The organism is Bordetella bronchialis (genome assembly GCF_001676705.1).
GTDB classification, from domain to species: domain Bacteria; phylum Pseudomonadota; class Gammaproteobacteria; order Burkholderiales; family Burkholderiaceae_B; genus Bordetella_C; species Bordetella_C bronchialis.
On sequence record NZ_CP016170.1, the window covers coordinates 5,316,030 to 5,334,736 of the forward strand.

The following is an 18,707-nucleotide window of genomic DNA, read 5'->3' on the forward strand; positions in this document are numbered from 1 at the left end:
GGGGCGCGGCCGGTGCGCGTGCGCGCGCCGGCCACCGATGGACAATGCAATGAGCTTACTGAAACGCCTGTTGACCCCGCGCACCGCGCGCCCGCTCGATGCCCGCGAGTTCGCAAGGGCTTATGCCGATGCCGCCCGGGCGCGGTTTCCCAAGGAAGGCGTCGGCGTGGAAGCCGATGCCGAAGGCGACGGCATACAGGTCCGCTGGTCGCTGCCGGACGGCCAGCAGGTCACGCAGTCGCTGGGTAACGCCTACGCGGCCTATGCCAAGGCGCCCGCCGATCTGGACGCCATTCTTGCGGCCCACCTGGACGCCGCCCCGGCGGGCGCCAAGCCCGACGCGGCCAGCCGCCGCGCGGCCATCCTGCCCGTGGTCAAGACCCGCATGTGGCTGACGGCCAGCACCCGCCAGCTGCAGTCCGCCGGCGCGGGCGATGGCGAGCGCTTCGTCGCCGAACCGCTGACGCAAGACCTGATGACGGTGTACGTGGAAGACCGCCCCGACGCCATGAGCTATGTCGCGCCGGATCACCTGGCGGACCTGGGCCTCGCGCGCGAGGCCTTGCCGCCGCTGGCACGGGAGAACCTGCGCCGCCTGCTGCCGCAGCTGACCATCGAAGGCGAGGATGGCTGCTATGGCGTGCGGCTGGACGGCAACTATGACGCCAGCCTGGTCTTCCTGACCGACGAATGGCGCGACCGCGTGGAGATCGAAGGCGACCCGGTGGTCGCGATCCCGGCGCGCGAGGAGCTGCTGGTCTGCGGCACCAAGGACCGCCACGGCCAGAACCGCATCCGCAACATCGCGGCCCACATCATGGCCCGTTCGCCCTATGGCCTCTCGGCGATGCTGTACGTCTGGCGCGACGGCGTATTGACGCCCTACGAGAACTGACGCGCCGCAGGCGCGGCCTGCATGGCATCCGGCCTCGCACGGCCGGGTGCCCATGAGCCGGACGAATTCCGGCTGCCGCCAGGGAATCCCTTTCGGGCTGGTGATACGAAGGCAGCTCCATGCCACAGATCACTTCGACGGAGATTCCCATGCCATCCACCATCCAGGCCGGCGGTAACGCTGCTCCCTACGGCGCCAACGCGCCGGCGCCCATCCCGGCCGCGCGTAGCGGCGCGGGGGACGCCACGTCGGCAGGGCCGTCCACCGGGACTGGACTGCGCGAGATCCAGGAAATCATCTATCGCTTCCGGCGGGACGGCGACGCCGCCGCCGTATACGGCAGTCGCTCGACCGCCGGCCACCCGCCCGCCCGCGAGGCCGTCTTCCAGGCCATCCAGCACCAGCTCAAGGCAATCTGCGCGCAGGAGCACGCCCAGCAATGGAAGCCCGTGCCCGGCGTGGCCGAAACGCTGGACCTGGTGGCCCATTATGTGAAGGGCGCCTCCGACGTTGAAACGCAGGGCCTGGACGCCATGCTGAACGACGTCCTGGCGCAGGCCATATCGGCCACGCCGGTCAACGAAGCCGTGGCCACGCACCGGGTCAGGGATATCCTGCTCCTGTCGATAGCCCTGCAACGCGTCCAGGAAGGCGAAGACCCCCGCGACTTCCTGGCCGGGTTCGCCGAAGACAATCTGGAATTGGGCAACTTCCGCATCCGGGGCGAAGGGCTGGAAGAACCGTCCAGCCGCCAGTTCGACAGCACGTTGCCGGTCTTTGCCGGCGCCACCTACCGCTTCGGCCCGCTGGGGCGCACCTTGATGCTGGAAGGGGCTCGCGCGTGCTTCGCCGGCCCCAGCCAGGCGCAGCGTGGGGACAAGCTGCGCGACATCATCTTCGCCCTGCCCTATCCGCCGGAATCCGGCCCGCCCCTGGAATACGACTGCGACCGTTTCGCCGCGCTGCTCGAAATGGGCTTCGACCTGTAAGCCTAGGCCGGCGGCTGGGGCAGCGTCGCGCGCTCCTCCAGCAGCATGATCAGCTTCAGATCGGCATGCGTGGCCAGCCGGAAAGTGACCTGCTGGAATTGCAGCAGGCCCCGGCGGGGATGCTGGAATTCACGCAATCCCCCTTCGCGTTCGACCACCGCATGGCGCGTCCACCAGTGCTCGAAGGCGGGACTATCGCGCAGCAGCGGCTCCAGCAGGTCGCGGACATCCTTTTCGTCCAGGTGCGGCCCCGCGTCGTGGCGGAACTCGGCGACGGCGCGGCGGGCGCGCTGCTCCCAGTCGACCACCAGGTCGCGGGCCGCCGGGTCCAGGAAGATATAGCGCAACAGGTTGGGCGCGGGATCCACCACCGGCCAATCGTCGAACAGCTCACGCATGGCCGCGTTGAAGGCCATGACGTTCCAGGCGCGGTCCAGCACATAGGCCGGCGCATCGATCGCATCCACACAGGCGTTGAGGATGCCCGACACGCCGGAGGGCTCGTCGCGCGGATGCTGCGGATCGGCGCACTCGGCCAGTTCGAAAAGATAGGTGCGCTCGGCGCGCGCCAGTTGCAGGACGCTGGCGATGCGGGCCCACACCGCCGGCGAAACCGAGACTTCGCGCCCCTGCTCGATCCAGGTGTACCAAGTGACGCTGATCCCGCACAGCTGGGCGACCTCTTCCCGGCGCAGGCCAGGCGTGCGCCGGCGCAGGCCGGGCGGCAGGCCGGCCATCTGCGGCGTTATGCGGGCGCGGGCGTTGCGCACGAAGTCGCCCAGGGTGCGGCGGCGCAGGGTAGCGCCATCGGCCTGCAGGGCGGACGAGTCTGGCGTGGCGGGTGTCATACCAGGATAGGAGATGCGGGGTACCTGTATGGAAACCCCTATCTTACCCCCGGCCCCGCCCGCCTTACTTCTGGACGGCCTGCGCGTAGTGGGGGCTTTGCAGGTCGTGGTAGCGGAACTTCCGGCGCGCTTCGTCCATGCGCATGCCGCCTCGGATGGCATCGCGCAGCTGGCGTTCCTGGCTGGCGATGTGCTCGGCCACGTCCAGCAATTCATCCTCGCGCACCTTGGGCAGCACCACGACGCCGTCGGCGTCGCCGCGCAGGATATCGCCCGGATTGACGACCACCCCGCCGATGATGACCGGGACTTCCAGCGCCTTGAGCTGGATGCGGCCCTTGCCGGTGCGCATCCACGTATCGTGGCTGAAAATGGGGTAACCGAGCTCGCGGCACAAGGCGACATCGCGATTGTTGCCGTCGATGACCGTGCCGGCCATGCCGCGATGGTGCGCCAGCTCCGTCAGGATATTGCCCCAGGTGCCCATTTCATCGCGGCCGCGGTTGTCGATGACGATGACGCGGCCAGGCGGGACGTCGTCCATGTACTCGCCGACATTGCCGGTTTCGATGGTGGTGGGTTCATACAGGACGGTGAAGGCGCGCCCGGCCAGGCGAAAGGACGGGTCGCAAGGCTTGATCTTGTAGCACTGGCCCACGATGCCCAGGCGATCCAGTGCGTCGCTCAGCGCGCCGCAATCCAGCCTGGAGGCCCGTACGACATTGGCGTCGCTGGTGTCGATATTCATGCATAACTCCTTGGGCGTGGCGCCCGCTACTCGACGGTAATGTTGGCCTTGCGGATGACCGGCTGCCAGTAATCGATATCCTTGCGCACCTGCGTGTCCAGCTGCGCCGGCGTCAGGTACCAGGCCGATACGCCCGCGGCGGCCAGCGCCTCCTTGACCTTGTCGGTCTGCAGCGACTTCTGCGCCGCCTCGCTGATGGCCGCGACGACGTCCTTGGGCGTGCCGGCAGGCGCGAACAGGGCTACCCAGGCCTCCAGCTCGAATCCCGGAAAGCCGGCTTCGGCGGTGGTGGGCACGTCGGGCAGCATGGGAATGCGGGATTTGGCGGCGATGGCCAGCGGACGCAGGCGGCCCGTGGTGACGAAGCCCGCCAACGAAGGCGGCGTGGCCACGGTCATCTGGACGTTGCCGCTCAGGACGTCCTGCACCGCCGGGCCTGCTCCCTTGTACGGCACGTGGGTGATTTGCGCGCCGGTCTTCTGCTTGAACAATTCCATGCCGATATGCGGCACCGAGCCGTTGCCCGAGGTCGCGTAGTTCAGTTCCCCGGGGTGGGCCTGGGCGTACTCCACCAGCTCCTTCAGCGTGCGTACGGGCAGCTTGGGGTTGACGGCGATCACGTGTGGCGAGGAAACCAGCATGGCGACCGGCGCGAAATCCTTGACCGGATCCCAATCCAGCTTATGGAACATCACCGGGTTGCCGACGTGGAACATGGAGTAGCCCGCCAGCAGGGTATAGCCGTCCGGCGTCGAGCGCGCCACATAGGAAGCCGCGATGTTGCCGCTGGCGCCGGCCCGGTTTTCCACGATGATGGACTGCTTGAGCATTTCCGCCATGGGCGGCGTAATGATGCGGACGACCTGGTCGATAATGCCACCCGGAGGAACCGGAACCACGATACGCAGGGGCCGTTCCGGGAAGGCCGCATGGGAGGGGCCCCCCGCGAGGGTAGCCGCCAGGGCGGCGCCGGCCAGGACGGCAGCGTTCAGGACGCGTTTCATGGTGTCTCCTTGTTAGAGTAATAATTTAGGCGTCTTCTGTAATTATGAGCAGTGCAGCTAAAATAATCAACATGGAGCAGTCCACTGCGGCGGTCAATACGCCCGAACGTATCCGCGCCCTGATCGAACGCGACATCGCCGACGGCGTCCTGCCCCCGGGCATGCCGTTGGACGAGAAGGCCCTGGCGGCCCGGTTCGATGTCTCGCGCACACCGGTGCGCGAGGCCCTGCTGATGCTGGCCGCCCGCAAACTGGTGGCCATCGTTCCGCGCGCCGGCACCTTCGTCTACAAGCCGGGGCCCGCCGAGCTGATCGCCCTGCTGGAATACCTGGGCGAGCTGGAAGGCGTGTCCGCGCGCCTGGCCGCCCTGCGCATGAGCGCGGCGCAGCGCGACGAACTGGGGGCGCTGCACGAGAAGGCAATGGCACTGGCGGGCGACGACGACCGTCCCGGCTACGAGGCCTGCAACCTGGCCCTGCACCAATTGATCTACGCGGGCAGCGGCAACGCCATCGTGCGCGACGAAATCAACGACGCGCGGCTGCGCCTGAGCAACTTCCGCCGCAATGTCTTCGACCAGCCCGGCCGCCTGAAGGTGTCCTGCGCCGAACACGAAGCCATCGTGCGCGCCATCCGCGCCGGCGATGGCGAGGCGGCGGCCCAGGCGATGCGGGATCACATCATCGGCAAGGGCAAGGCCTTCGCGGACCTGGTGCTGGCCAATGCGCAGTAAACGAATGGGCTGTAAGCGCATGCGCAGTGAACGAAGGGGCAGCGCTCCCACGGCCGCGGCAAGCGGGGGAAGGTCCGTCACGGCCCGGCGCGGGGGGTGGACCGATGCGGCATGAACGGACCACCGCAGCAGGCACCGGGCGCGCCATGAACGGCGGCCTGTTGCTGGCCCTGCTCCTGCCGCCCTTGCTCTGGGGCAGCAATGCCATCGTGGGCAAGATGGCCGCCGGCCTGATTCCGCCTGTCACCTTGAACACCCTGCGCTGGCTGATGGCGCTGGCCGTGCTGCTGCCTTTCGTGCTGCGGCGCGTGGCACGCCATCGCGCGGCGGTGCGCGCGGAATGGCGCGCCATCGTCATCGGCGGATTCTGGGGCATCACCTGCTATAACGCCCTGCAGTATCTGGCGCTGACGACGTCCAACCCGATCAATACCTCGCTGATCGGATCCTCCGCGCCCGTGTTCATCCTGCTGCTGGGCCGCGTGCTGTTCGGCGCGCCCATCGGTGCGCGCAGCGCCTGCGGTGCCGCGCTGTCCGTGGTGGGCGTAGCCTGGGTCATGCTGGGCGGCAGGCTGGACGGCCTGGACGCCATCCACTTCGTGCGCGGCGATCTTTTCATGCTGGCGGGCACCTGCGCCTGGAGCCTCTACACCTGGCTGCTGAAACGCCATCCGACGCGGCTGCCGACGGACGTGCTGCTGGCCGCGCAGATCGTCGCCGGCCTGGCCTGGAGCCTGCCTTTCGTCCTGGCCGAACATGCATGGGGCGGCTATGCGCCCATGGCCATCGACGGGAAGACCGCCGCCATCGTCGCCTATATCGGCATCTTCCCCTCGCTGGTGGCGTTTTTCTGCTGGCAGACCGCGGTGGCGCGCACCAGCCCGCAGCTGCCGATCTTCTTCATGAACCTGACGCCCATCTTCACCGTCCTGCTGTCGGTACTGCTGCTGGGCGTGGCGCCGCAGCCCTACCACGCGGTCGGACTGGCCCTGATACTGGGCGGCATCTTCCTGGCCCGGCCGCGGCCGGCGGCGGGCCAGCCCTTGGCGAAACACACCGCCGCATCGCCGCCGCGCGCACCCCGCTGACCGCCGTCTCGCCGGCGATGGCGCCAGCGACCGGCAATCCCCTCGCGCCCACGCCGCGATCGCCAGATCGGTGCGCGCGCACCGTTGCGGCGCACGGCACGCCCCTGATCGGGGCGGGCCGTTCCGTTCACCTTCGCATCCCTCCAGCGACCGGAATTGGCATGCATGTTGCTTGATAGGCATGCAAGTGACTTGCATGGCAAACATTTCACTTGCACCGATTCCATATCTCCCGCCTGCCGGCGGGCATCGCTATCAAGGGGTTAATCATGCTGCGCAGTCGTTTGATCATGGCCGTCATGGCCTTTGCCGCGGCCGGTGCCGCGCATGCGGATCTGCTGGACAACATCAAGCAGAAGAAGGAAATCGTCATCGGGACCGAAGCGCAGTTCGCGCCCTTCGAGTACCTGCAGGACGGCAAGATCGTCGGCTACGGCCCGGACCTGATGAACATGATCATGAGCGGGCTGCCCGGCGTGAAGGTCAAGCAGCTGGACGTGCCGTTCCAGGGCATCCTGCCCGGCCTGGCGACGCGCAAGTTCGACTTCATCGTGACCTCGGTCACCATGACCGGCGAGCGCGCCGCCAAGTTCGCCTTCACGGTGCCCATCGCCGACGCCACCACGGCCCTGGTCAAGCGCAAGGCCGACACCGCCCTGGCCAGCGCCGACGGCATCGCCGGCAAGACGGTGGGTTCGCAGACCGGCTCCGCGCAGCTGAAAGCCCTGCAGGCGTATTCCGACAAGCTCAAGGCCGCCGGCAAGCCGGCGGTGAATATCCGCGAGTACGTCAGTTTCGACGAGGCCTATGCCGACCTCGCCGCCGGGCGGCTGGATGCCGTGGCGCAGTCGCTGGCCAATCTGGCCACGCTGGTCAAGACCCGTGGCGATGTCTATGCCGTGATCGACGGCCCGATCGGTCCCAAGACCTATTTCGGCTGGGTGGGCCGCAAGGACGCCGACAGCGCCAGCCTGGTGAAGTTCTTCAGCGACGGCATCGCCCGCGCGCAGCAGACCGGCGAGCTGCAGAAGCTGCAGATGAAGTGGTTCGGCTTCACCATGGACGTACCCACCGACAAGGTCCCGACGCCCGAGATGTGAGCACGCGCCATGAATGACGCCACCCTGCTCGAACGCCTGGCTGCCTATGCTCCCGTCCTGGGCAACGGCGCCGTCATGACCCTGCTGGTGGCGGCGGTGGCCATCGTCGGCGGTTTTCTGCTGGGCGCCGTGCTGCTGGGGCTGACGCTGACCGGCGGCCGGCGCAGTCCCTTGCGGCTGGCGGTGGTGGCCTACATCAGCTTCTTTCGCGGCACGCCCATGCTGGTGCAGCTGCTGATGCTGTTCTACCTGCCCAGCGCGCTGGGCGTGGACCTGCCGCCATTGCTGGCCGCGATGGCGGCGATGGCGCTGAATTCCGCCGCCTTCCAGTGCGAGATCCTGCGCGGCGGACTGACCGCCGTCGGGCAGGGCCAGCTGGAGGCCGGCGCGGTGTTCGGGCTGACGCCGCGGCAGGTATTCCGCCACATCCAGCTGCCGCAGATGGCGCGTGCGGTGTGGCCCGCGGTGGTGTCGGAAGCCATCGACGTCATCAAGAACTCGGCCATTGTCTCGGTCATCGCCGTGGCCGACCTGGCGCGTGCCGCGCGGCAGATCGTGGCGTCCAACTACCGGCCGCTGGAAGTCTACGTCGCCACCGGCCTGGTGTACCTGGTGCTGACCGCCGCCGTGTTCCTGCTGGGCACTTGGCTGGCACGGCGCATGGCGGGCAGCCGCCACGCCAGCCGTGCCGTCATCCGGCGCAACGCCATCCGGAAAACATGATGGATATCGACCTGCTGTTTACGCTGCTGCCGCAATTCGGTCCCGGCCTGCTGCACACCGTCGGCCTGGTGCTGGCCGCGCTGGCGGGCGGCCTGCTCGCCGGCTTCATCGCGCACGTGCTGCGCGAGACCGGCTGGCGGCCGTTCACCTGGTTCTACTGGGCCTACACGGTGGTGTGGCGCGGCGTCCCCTTCCTGATCCATCTGTTCATCGTTTACTTCGGCCTGCCCAGCGCGGGGATTTCGCTGGACCCCTACGCCGCGGCAGCCCTCACGCTGTCGATCTACAGCGGCGCCTACTTCGCCGAGATTTTCCGCGCCTGCTGGGAAGCCATCCCGCGCGGCCAGGTCGAGGCGGCACAGGTCATGGGGCTAGACCGCGGCCAGATCTTCCGCCATATCCAGCTGCCCCAGGCCTTGCGCGCCGCGCTGCCGCTGATCGCCCACCAGACCGTCCTGCTGGTGAAGGAGTCCGCGTTGGCCTCGGTGATCACCTATCCGGAATTGACCTTGACGGCATCGCGCATCGTCTCCGAACAATTCGTCTACATCGAACCCTACATCCTGCTGGCCGCCTGCTATTGGCTGCTGGCGCTGGCGATCGGCCGGCTTTCGCGCTTGCTGGCGCGGCGGCTGGCCTGATATCCGCGGACGCCCCATGCAACCGGATCCCTCCATGACCGATACCCTACCGCCCCCCGGCGCGGCGCTGCCCATGATTTCCCTGCGTGGCGTCGGCAAGTCCTTCGGCAGCCATCGCGTGCTGGCCGGCATCGACCTGGACATCGCCCGCGGCGAAGTGGTCACCCTGATCGGCCCGTCCGGCTCCGGCAAGACCACCCTGCTGCGCTGCATGAACTTCCTGGACGCCTACGACGAAGGCGAAGTCCAGATCCGCGGCGCCTTGCTGGGCTACCGGCGCAACGGCGCCGGAGCACTGGTGCGCGACAGCGACCGTGCCGTCGCGGAGGTGCGCGCGCCGCTGGCCATGGTGTTCCAGCACTTCAACCTGTGGCCCCACATGACGGTGCTGGCCAATGTCATGGCGCCGCTGACGCTGGCACGCGCCAAGCCCGCCGCCCAGGCGCGTCAGATCGCCTTGCAGGCGCTGGACCGCGTCGGCCTGGCCGACAAGGCCGGCATGCTGCCCGCCCGCCTGAGCGGCGGCCAGCAGCAGCGCGTGGGCATCGCCCGCGCCCTGGCCGTATCGCCGGAAGCGATGCTGCTGGACGAGCCCACGTCCGCCCTGGATCCCGAACTGGTGGACGAGGTCCTGGCGGTCATCCAATCGCTGTCGCGCGAGGGCATGACGATGGTGATGGTCACGCACGAGATGAGCTTCGCCGCCGAGGTCTCGGACCGTATCGTCTTCATGGAACAGGGCCGCATCCTGGCCACGGGCAGTGCGGAGGAAATCATCCGCCGGCCGTCCCACCCTCGCATCAGGAGTTTCCTGCAACCCTGGATACGACGCAGCCTGGCCCTGCCCGCGGGAGACGACGATGCACGCGGCTGATGCCAACGACCGCGTGGCGCGTGCCGTGGACGGCGGCCGCCTGCAAGCAAGACTGGAAGGCCTGGCCGCCTTTGGCGCGGCCGTGCCGGGTACGCATCGGGGCGGCGTGGCGCGGCAGGCGCTGACCGCGCAGGAACTGCTGGCGCGCCGCTGGCTGGCGGCCGCGTTCGGCGGCCGGCCGGGCTACGCGGTGGGCATCGACGAAGCGGCCAATGTGTATATCCGGCGCCAGGGCAGCGACGCCGGCGCGCCACCCGTCCTGACGGGCAGCCACGCCGATACGCAACCGCTGGGCGGATGGCTGGACGGCGCCTATGGCGTGGCGGCGGGACTGGAGGTATTCGACGCGCTGGACGCCGCGGGCGTGCGCACGCGCCGCGCCATCGAAACGGTGATGTGGACCAACGAGGAAGGCTCGCGCTTCGCGCCGGGGCTGATGGGATCGGTGGCCTATGTATCGCCCGGCCGCCTGGCGGAATTCCGCGACGCCCGCGACGCGCGGGGCGTAACCTTCGGGCAGGCCTGCGCGGATGCCCGGGAGGACTTCGCGACAGCGGCGCGCACCGCGGGCTGGCAATGGTTCGACACCCCCCTGGCGCGCCCGCTGCATGCCTATATCGAGGCCCATATCGAACAAGGCCCCATCATGGAGGCGCGCGGCCTGCAGGTGGGCTGCGTCACGGCCATACAAGGCGTGCGCTGGTTCCGCGTGACCGTGCCCGGCCGCAGCGCCCACGCCGGCACCACGCCGGCATCGGCGCGCGACGACGCGCAGGCCAAGGCCATCGCGCTGGCCCACGTGCTTCTGGATTACGGCCGGGCGCAAGAGGACGATCGGCTGCGCCTGACCATCGGCCGCTGGCAGTGCCGGCCGGACTCCATCAACACCATCGCCGATCAGGTGGTCTTCACCGTCGATACGCGGCACCCGGACGCACGGGTGCTCGACGCGCTGCAGGCACGGCTGCAGGCCCTGCTGCCCCCCGGCGCCACGGTCGATACCTTGCAGCACAAGCCCACCGTAGCCTTCGACGCCGGCCTGGTGGCGCTGGCGCGGCAAGCCTGCCGCGCGTTGGGACTGGCGCACGACGACATGCTGTCGGGCGCCTTTCACGACGCGATGCCGCTGGCGGGCTTCTGTCCCACGGCGATGCTGTTCGCGCCCAGCATCGCGGGCATCAGCCACCACCCAGAGGAACACACCGGTATCGAGGACCTGACGGCCTGCACCCGGGCGCTGGCCTGGTGCCTGGCCGAACTGGCCGGAAACGCCGATGCCGCCCCCGCTTTGTTCACCCCACCCCGCAAGGAATCATCACGATGCAAACGCTATCCAGCACTACGCAGGTCGCCGATAACGGCGAACCCGTCGGCCTGAACAACACCCATCTGGAACCGATCTCGCCCGACGGACGCGCGGAACCGGGCAAGGTGTACGAGGTCCCGGCCCGCCAGGGGCGCGCGGTCCGGCTATCCAAGGGCCAGGTGATCCGCATCATCAACACCCATGGCAGCCAGGTGTGCGACACCTGGGCGTTCAAGGCCGACGACCTGAGCGAGTTCATGTCCATGGAACATGCGCGCGCGATGATCGACCGCATCATCCCCAAGGTGGGCGACCCGCTGGGCAGCAACCGCCGCCGGCCCATCATGACGCTGACGGCGGATACCTCGCCGGGCGTGCACGACACGCTGATGGCCGCCTGCGACGCCTACCGCTACCGCAACCTGGGCGTGGAGCACTACCACGACAACTGCGCCGACAATATGCGCATGGCGCTGAAGGCCATCGGCCTGCGCGCCCGCGAGGTGCCGCAACCGCTGAACCTGTGGATGAATATCCCGGTGGGACCGGACGCCGGCGTGCAGTGGCTGGCGCCGGTGTCGAAGGCCGGCGACTACGTGGACCTGCGCGCCGAGATGGACTGCGTGGTGGTCATGTCGGCCTGCCCGCAGGACATCATCCCGATCAATGACAACCGGCCGGTGGAAGTGCACTTCCAGGTGCTGGAGCAAGCATAATATCCGCCATGGCTATCCGCAGATCCCTTCCGTCGACGCCGGAGCGCGGGCTTGCCGCGCTGGGCCCGCGCGTCAAGCATGCCCGCATGGTGCATAACCTGACGCTCAAGGCACTGGCCGAGGCGGCCGGGTGCTCGGAAAGCCTGCTGTCCCGCATCGAACGCGGCCAGACCATGCCGTCGCTGGCGACCCTGCATCGCCTGGCCCGGGCGCTGGATACCAACGTGGCGGAGCTCACCGCCGCCGACGCGCCGCCTGCCTCGCCGGTGACGCGCGCCGCGGATCGGCCCGTGCTGGCATTCAGCCCGGCGCGCGGCCGCAAGGGCGGCGTCAAGCTGGAACGCGTGATCGTGCCGATGCGGGGCCAGCTGCTGCAGGCCGATATCCATGTGCTGGCGCCTTTGGCCGAAAGCCTGGAACAGATCGCGCATGCGGGCGAAGAGATGGGCTACGTCATCGAAGGCCGCTTCGAGTTGCGGCTGGGATCCGAGATCCACCAGCTGGATGCCGGCGATTCCTTCTATTTCTCCAGCGATGTTCCACACAGCTACCGCAATCCGGGCAAGACGGTGACGCGCGTGCTGTGGGTGAATACGCCCACGACCTTCTGAACATGTCTCTTTCCGCCACCGATACCCGCGCCCAGGCCCTGCCCCGGTACAGCGGCATTCCAACCTTTATGCGGGTTCCCCACGCCACGCGGCTGGAGGACTTCGATATCGCCATCGTGGGCGTGCCCTTCGACGGCGGGGTGACCGCCCGTCCGGGCGCCCGCTACGGCCCCCGCGAGATGCGCAATATGTCGTCGATGACCCGGGCGATCCATCACGTGACGGGCTTCAATCCCTTCACGGCCTGCCGCGTGGCGGACGTGGGGGACGTACCGTTCACGGATGTTTTCCATCTGGAAAACTCGCATGCGGATATCCGGCGCTTCCTGGAGCCGCTGTATGCCGCGGGCAAGCGCACGCTGGTGGCCGGCGGCGATCATTCCATCACCTTCCCGATCTTCCAGGCGATGGCGCCGCGGCCGCCGCTGGGTATGGTGCACATAGACGCCCATACGGATACCTGGGACGATTTCATCGGCTCGAAGTTCAGCCACGGGTCACCATTCCGGCGCGCGGTGGAAGCGGGCCTGCTGGATCCCCGGCGCACGGTGCAGATCGGCATACGGGGGGCGCAGAATTCGGACGAGGGATGGCGTTACTCGCGGGAGACGGGCATGCGGGTAATCTTCATCGAGGAGTTCGACCGTATGGGCGTGGATGCCGCGATCGCGGAGGCGCGCCGGGTGGTCGGCGATGGGCCTGCTTATCTATCCGTCGATGTCGACGGGCTGGATCCGGTGTACGCGCCGGGAACGGGGACACCGGAAATCGGCGGGCTGTCGACGCGGGAAACACTATCGCTGCTGCGTGGACTGGACGGGCTGGATTTGCTCGGCGCGGACGTTGTGGAAGTGGCGCCGCCTTATGATCCCAGCGGGAATACCGCGCTGCTGGGGGCTACGTTGATGTATGAATGCTTGTGCTTATTGGCACGGGGGTGGATCGGGCGGGGGTGATGCTGGCGGCCGGATGGATGGATGGATGGCGCTGCGACGGTTGTCTTGCTCATGGCGTTCCTTTGATCCTGCGTCGGTTGTCTTGCTCATGCCGTCCGTCGGGGGAGATGCCTGTCGTGTCCGGCCCGCTCGGACGGTCCAGGGCCTTCGCCCTGGACTGCCGCTTCGCCTTCCTCCTTCGGCGGCCGAAGTGGCGGTGTTTTTCTTGCGCCTTTTTTGCCCGGCCGTCCTACGTACGGAAGCCCTCGCGCGCCCTCGGACGGGCCGGCCCCGACAGGCATCTCCCCCGCCGGACTCACGGGGTGCCTTAGAGTCGGTCGCTGGGACGGTATGTGTGCTTGGCACTTCGTGGGGCGTTTGTCGCTTGATAAGAAGAATCTTCGGGTGCCCGCCGGTTCGGAGCCGCCCTGCGCGGCTCCGAACCGGCTACGCGGCGGTGGCTTGCGGCGGGTGCACGCCTGCGATGGTTCTGCGCCCGGAGTGGAAGCGTTGCCTGCGCAGATTGGGGGGAGAAACAAGTCGGTGTGGCGGGCCGCCAGCCGGCCCGCCACACCGTAGGCACCGTGGCATGCCGCGGATGCTGGCGTAGGTGCCACGCGCCGCTAGCGCGATTGCACGCACCGTTTCCTATCGAATCGCGGCCGGGCCACCCCCAATGCCGAGGGTGTCAGAAATTTTGTGTGCGGGCCGCCAGCCGGCCCGCCACACCGTAGGCATCGTGGCATGCCACGGATGCTGGCGTAGGTACCATGCGCCGCTAGCGCGATTGCACGCACCGTTTCCTATCGAATCGCGGCCGGGCCACCCCCAATGCCCGTGGCAAGGCACGGTGCTACGGTGTGGCGGGCCGGCGGGCGGCCCGCCACACCGCCTTGTTTCCCCCCACCCTGCGCGGGCCGAGATTCCACTTTGATTCCCCGACCTACGCATTACCAGCAACCGTTGCATCACCAGCAACCGTCGGATTACCAGCAACCGTCCATTACAGACAACCGTCGCATTACCTGCGACCGTGGCGTTACCGGCAACCACCGCATGCCCTGACCGCGTAGGCGTTTTAGGGCCGCGCAGGGCGGCCCTAAAACGACGGGCAACAGAAGCTCTTTCCTACCCCGAAAACGCGACCCACGAAGGGCCAAGAACAAAGACCGCCCCAGCGACCGGCTCTAAGGCACCCCGTGAGTCCGGCGGGGGAGATGCCTGGCGGGGCCGGCCCGTCCGAGGGCGCGCGAGGGCTTCCGTACGTAGGACGGCCGGGCAAAAAAGCCGCAAGAAAAACACCGCCCCTTCGGCCGCCGAAGGAGGAAGGCGAAGCGGCAGTCCAGGGCGAAGGCCCTGGACCGCCCGAGCGGGCCGGACACGACAGGCATCTCCACCGACGGACGGCATGAGCAAGACAACCGACGCAGGCACCATCAAAGGAACGCCATGAGCAAGACAACCAACGCAGGCACCATCAAGGGAACGGCATGAAGCCCCCCACCGACAGCACTCAACCAGAACGGCCGTAGCAAGACGCCCCGCGACACCCCCGCCCCCCGCATCTCCAAGCCGCTAAGAGCAGTACAGCCCCCCGACGGCCATTGACCGCGATGACAGCAAGGACCGTCAGCCCAAGACCGGTCCCAATGTGCGCCGTACGTCTTCCTCGCTGCGTCCGCTGCGCGCGATGTAGTCGCGCAGCTGATCTTCCCCTATGGTGCCGACGTTGAAGTATTGGGAATCGGGGTGGCTGAGATAGAAGCCGCAGACGCTGGAAGCAGGGAACATCGCGTAGCTCTCGGTCAGGTCGATGCCGACATCGGCCGCATCCAGGACCTCGAACATCTCGCGCTTGACCACGTGTTCCGGGCAGGCGGGATAACCCGGCGCGGGCCGGATGCCCACGTATTTTTCGGCGATCAGCGCGTTGTTGTCGAGCGACTCGTCCGCCGCATAGCCCCACAGGTCGCGCCGCACCCGCGCGTGCAGGCATTCGGTATAGGCCTCGGCCAGGCGGTCCGCCAGCGCCTTCAGCATGATGCTGGAATAGTCGTCGTTCGCCGCCGCGAACTCGGCTTCCTTCTTCTCGATTCCCAAGCCGGCGGTCACCGCGAACAGCCCGATGTAGTCGGCCACGCCGCTTTCCTTCGGCGCGACATAGTCAGCCAGGCACTTGTTGGACACGCCTTCGCGCTTGGCACCCTGCTGCCGCAGATTGCGCCACGTGAACAGCACGCGCGAGCGGCTGTCGTCGGCGTAGACCTCGATGTCCTCGTCGTTCACGCGGTTGGCCGGATAGAAGGCGATCACGCCGTTGGCGGTCAGCCAGCGGCCCTCGACGATGCGCTTGAGCATCGCTTGCGCGTCCGCGTACACCTTGCGGGCCTGCTCGCCCACCACCTTGTCGTCCAGGATGGCCGGGAACTGGCCGAACAGGCTCCAGGTCTGGAAGAACGGCGTCCAGTCGATATAGGTCGCGATCTCGGCCAGGTCGTAGTGCTTGAACGTGCGGCGGCCGATGTACTTCGGCCGTGGCGGCACATAGGCGGACCAGTCGATGGCCGGGCGCGCCGCGCGGGCCTCCGCCAGCGGGATCAGCGGCGTCGCCTTGCGGTTCGCATGGCGGCGGCGCACGTCTTCGTACTCGCGCTTCAGGTCGTCGATAAAGGCCTGCGCCTGGTCGGACACCAGATTGGTCGCCACCCCCACCGCACGGCTGGCGTCCGGTGTGTAGACGACCGGCCCTTCGTAATTGGGCGCGATCTTCACCGCCGTATGCACGCGGCTCGTCGTCGCCCCGCCTATCATCAGCGGAATGCGGCGCTCGCGGAAGTATTCGTCGCGCTGCATCTCGCTGGCGACGTAGGCCATTTCCTCCAGGCTGGGCGTGATCAGGCCCGACAGGCCGATGATGTCCGCGTTCTCCTGCTTGGCTTTCTCCAGGATCTGCGCGCAGGGCACCATCACGCCCATGTTCACGACCTCGAAGTTATTGCACTGGAGGACCACCGACACGATATTTTTGCCGATGTCGTGCACATCGCCCTTGACCGTGGCAATGACCATTTTGCCCTTGGCGCGCACATCGCCGCCCGCGGCGGCGATCTGGCGTTTTTCTTCCTCGATGAAGGGCACCAGGTGGGCCACGGCCTGCTTCATCACGCGGGCGGATTTCACCACCTGCGGCAGGAACATTTTGCCCTCGCCGAACAGGTCGCCGACGATATTCATGCCGTCCATCAGCGGGCCTTCGATCACCTCGATCGGGCGGCCGCCGCGCCCGGCGATCTGCTGCCGCACCTCTTCGGTGTCCTCGACGATGAAAGTCGTGATGCCATGCACCAGCGCGTGCGCCAGCCGCTGTTCGACCGGCTGGGCGCGCCAGGCCAGGTCTTCTTCCTTCTTGGCGCCGCTGCCCTTGATGGTGTCGGCGAACTGCACCAGGCGTTCCGTGGGCGTGCGGTCGTCGGCATCGTCGGTCTTGCCCAGCGGCTCGGCGCGGTCCAGCACCACGTCCTCTACCAGGTCGCGCAGCTTGGGATCCAGGTCGGCATACACGCCCAGCTGGCCGGCATTGACGATGCCCATCGTCAGGCCCTCGCGGATCGCGTAGTACAGGAACACCGTGTGGATGGCCTCGCGCATCGGCTCGTTGCCGCGGAACGAAAAACTGACGTTCGAGATACCGCCCGACAGGCGGGCATGCGGCAGGTTCTGGCGGATCCAGGTGACGCTTTCGATGAAATCCAGCGCGTAGCGGTTGTGCTCTTCGATCCCCGTGGCCACGGCGAACACGTTGGGATCGAAAATGATGTCCTCGGGATTGAAGCCTTCCTGATTGACCAGCAGGTCATAGGCGCGGCCGCAGATTTCCTTGCGGCGCTCCAGCGTATCGGCCTGGCCCTGCTCGTCGAAGGCCATGACCACCATGGCGGCGCCGTAGCGGCGGCACAGGCGCGCGTGATGAAGGAAGGGCTCGATGCCTTCTTTCATCGAGATGGAATTGACCACGGCCTTGCCCTGCACGCACTTCAGCCCGGCCTCGATCACTTCCCACTTGGAGCTGTCTATCATCACCGGCACGCGGGCAATATCCGGCTCGGAAGCGATCAGGTTCAGGAAACGCGTCATGCAGGCCACCGAATCCAGCATGGCCTCGTCCATGTTGACGTCGATGATCTGCGCGCCGTTTTCCACCTGCTGGCGCGCCACCGCCAGCGCCTCGTCGTATTTTTCCTCGCGGATCAGGCGCGCGAACATCTTGCTGCCCGTCACGTTGGTGCGCTCGCCGACGTTGACGAACAGCGTGTCCTCGTCGATGTTCAGCGGCTCCAGCCCCGACAGGCGCGTCTTGACCGGCACCTCGGGCACCGCGCGGGGCGTCAGGTTCACCACGCGGCGCGCGATGGCGGCGATGTGGTCCGGCGTCGTGCCGCAGCAGCCGCCCGCCATGTTCACCAGGCCGGCGCGCGCGAACTCTTCCAGCAGGCCGGAGGTGTCGTCCGGCGACTCGTCGAAGCCGGTATCGCTCATGGGATTGGGCAGGCCGGCGTTCGGGTACACGCAAACGTAGGTGTCGCAGATCTTCGACAATTCGGCGACATAGGGGCGCATCAGCGCCGCGCCCAGCGCGCAGTTCAGGCCGATGGTCACGGGCCGCGCGTGGCGCACCGAATTCCAGAAGGCCTCCACCGTCTGGCCGGACAGGATGCGGCCGGAGGCGTCCGTCACCGTGCCGGAGATCATCACGGGCAGGCGCACGCCGCGCTGCTCGAAGACTTCTTCCACCGCGAAGATCGCCGCCTTGGCATTCAGCGTATCGAAGATGGTTTCGATCAGGACGATATCGATGCCGCCGTCCAGCAATCCGTTCAACTGCTCGACGTAGGCGTCGCGCAGCTCGTCGAAGGTCACATTGCGGGCGCCGGGGTCGTTCACGTCCGGCGAGATCGACGCCGTCTTCGGCTGCGGTCCCAGCGCGCCCGCCACGAAGCGCGGCCGCTCGGGGGTGCTATAGGCATCGCAGGCCTCGCGCGCCAGCCGGGCCGAGGCGACATTCATCTCGTAGGCCAGTTCCGGCAGGTCGTAGTCGCCCTGCGCGATGGACGTGGCGCCGAAGGTATTGGTCTCGATGACGTCGGCGCCCGCCTCCAGGTACTGGCGATGGATCTCGGCGATGACCTGGGGCCGGGTCAGCGACAGCAATTCGTTGTCGCCCTTCAGGTCCTTGCCATGGCCGGCGAAGCGCTCGCCGCGGAAATCGGCCTCGGAAAGCTTGTAGCGCTGGATCATGGTGCCCATGGCGCCATCCAGGATCAGAATGCGCGAGGCCAGCGCGCGCACGAAGGCGGCGCCATGGGTATAGGAATCGATCGGATAAGGCAGGGCGGGATAGGACGGCACGGGCATTCCTGGAGGAAGGCAGGACGGATTGCAAAGAAGCAACCTGGAATGGTAACAAAGCGCGCGAAATACCGGGTCCGTGATACAGT

16 protein-coding genes are annotated in these 18,707 nt (G+C 67.5%); 12 read left to right on the top strand and 4 right to left on the bottom strand.

Annotated elements, in window-relative coordinates; genetic code table 11:
* Positions 1-49 precede the first annotated feature (49 nt).
* A complete protein-coding gene (locus tag BAU06_RS23305) occupies positions 50-895 on the top strand; it encodes a DUF1444 family protein (protein WP_066356237.1) in 846 nt (281 codons plus the stop codon).
* A gap of 149 nt (positions 896-1,044) precedes the next feature.
* Complete coding sequence (locus tag BAU06_RS23310; RefSeq protein WP_066356238.1) at positions 1,045-1,884, top strand: hypothetical protein; 840 nt, start codon at positions 1,045-1,047, stop codon at positions 1,882-1,884.
* Between the two features lie 2 nt (positions 1,885-1,886).
* Here the strand turns inward: BAU06_RS23310 and BAU06_RS23315 are convergent, their stop codons facing one another.
* The 3 genes from BAU06_RS23315 to BAU06_RS23325 all read right to left on the bottom strand — a co-directional run bounded on the left by BAU06_RS23315 (position 1,887) and on the right by BAU06_RS23325 (position 4,484).
* Positions 1,887-2,732 (bottom strand): helix-turn-helix transcriptional regulator, encoded by an 846-nt coding sequence (locus tag BAU06_RS23315; RefSeq protein ID WP_066356240.1) that lies wholly within the window; start codon positions 2,730-2,732, stop codon positions 1,887-1,889.
* Between the two features lie 64 nt (positions 2,733-2,796).
* Entirely contained in the window at positions 2,797-3,480 is a 684-nt protein-coding gene (locus BAU06_RS23320) for an RraA family protein (RefSeq protein WP_066356242.1), read from the bottom strand.
* Between the two features lie 26 nt (positions 3,481-3,506).
* Positions 3,507-4,484, bottom strand: coding sequence for a Bug family tripartite tricarboxylate transporter substrate binding protein (locus tag BAU06_RS23325; protein ID WP_066356244.1), 978 nt, complete (start codon positions 4,482-4,484; stop codon positions 3,507-3,509).
* A gap of 71 nt (positions 4,485-4,555) precedes the next feature.
* Between BAU06_RS23325 and BAU06_RS27230 the strand changes: the two genes are divergently transcribed.
* The 10 genes from BAU06_RS27230 (at position 4,556) to speB (ending at position 13,233) form a co-directional block, all read left to right on the top strand.
* Positions 4,556-5,218: a GntR family transcriptional regulator gene (locus BAU06_RS27230; protein ID WP_082988433.1), complete on the top strand. Its 663-nt coding sequence runs from the start codon at positions 4,556-4,558 to the stop codon at positions 5,216-5,218.
* A 146-nt stretch (positions 5,219-5,364) separates the two neighbouring features.
* Positions 5,365-6,306, top strand: coding sequence for a DMT family transporter (locus tag BAU06_RS23335; RefSeq protein WP_066356249.1), 942 nt, complete (start codon positions 5,365-5,367; stop codon positions 6,304-6,306).
* Between the two features lie 269 nt (positions 6,307-6,575).
* The gene (locus BAU06_RS23340; RefSeq protein ID WP_066359634.1) at positions 6,576-7,406 is read left to right on the top strand and encodes a transporter substrate-binding domain-containing protein; all 831 of its coding nucleotides are present in this window, start codon (positions 6,576-6,578) and stop codon (positions 7,404-7,406) included.
* A 9-nt stretch (positions 7,407-7,415) separates the two neighbouring features.
* Complete coding sequence (locus BAU06_RS23345; protein ID WP_066356251.1) at positions 7,416-8,129, top strand: amino acid ABC transporter permease; 714 nt, start codon at positions 7,416-7,418, stop codon at positions 8,127-8,129.
* Positions 8,126-8,770 (top strand): amino acid ABC transporter permease, encoded by a 645-nt coding sequence (locus BAU06_RS23350; protein WP_231933947.1) that lies wholly within the window; start codon positions 8,126-8,128, stop codon positions 8,768-8,770. The genes BAU06_RS23345 and BAU06_RS23350 overlap by 4 nt, the downstream gene beginning before the upstream one ends.
* Before the next feature lie 34 nt (positions 8,771-8,804).
* On the top strand, positions 8,805-9,644 hold the full coding sequence (locus BAU06_RS23355) for an amino acid ABC transporter ATP-binding protein (protein ID WP_066359640.1): 840 nt from the start codon (positions 8,805-8,807) through the stop codon (positions 9,642-9,644).
* Complete coding sequence (locus BAU06_RS23360; protein WP_066356253.1) at positions 9,631-11,022, top strand: M20 family metallo-hydrolase; 1,392 nt, start codon at positions 9,631-9,633, stop codon at positions 11,020-11,022. Before BAU06_RS23355 ends, BAU06_RS23360 begins: the two co-directional genes overlap by 14 nt.
* Positions 10,965-11,666 (top strand): DUF1989 domain-containing protein, encoded by a 702-nt coding sequence (locus BAU06_RS23365; protein WP_066359641.1) that lies wholly within the window; start codon positions 10,965-10,967, stop codon positions 11,664-11,666. The genes BAU06_RS23360 and BAU06_RS23365 overlap by 58 nt, the downstream gene beginning before the upstream one ends.
* 8 nt (positions 11,667-11,674) lie before the next feature.
* Entirely contained in the window at positions 11,675-12,277 is a 603-nt protein-coding gene (locus BAU06_RS23370; RefSeq protein WP_082988436.1) for a cupin domain-containing protein, read from the top strand.
* A gap of 2 nt (positions 12,278-12,279) precedes the next feature.
* The gene (speB, locus tag BAU06_RS23375) at positions 12,280-13,233 is read left to right on the top strand and encodes an agmatinase (protein ID WP_066356255.1); all 954 of its coding nucleotides are present in this window, start codon (positions 12,280-12,282) and stop codon (positions 13,231-13,233) included.
* Positions 13,234-14,841: 1,608 nt separating this feature from the next.
* On the opposite strand, the gene metH is transcribed toward speB, so the two are convergent.
* Positions 14,842-18,624 (bottom strand): methionine synthase, encoded by a 3,783-nt coding sequence (metH, locus tag BAU06_RS23380; protein ID WP_066356258.1) that lies wholly within the window; start codon positions 18,622-18,624, stop codon positions 14,842-14,844.
* Positions 18,625-18,707: the final 83 nt, after the last annotated feature.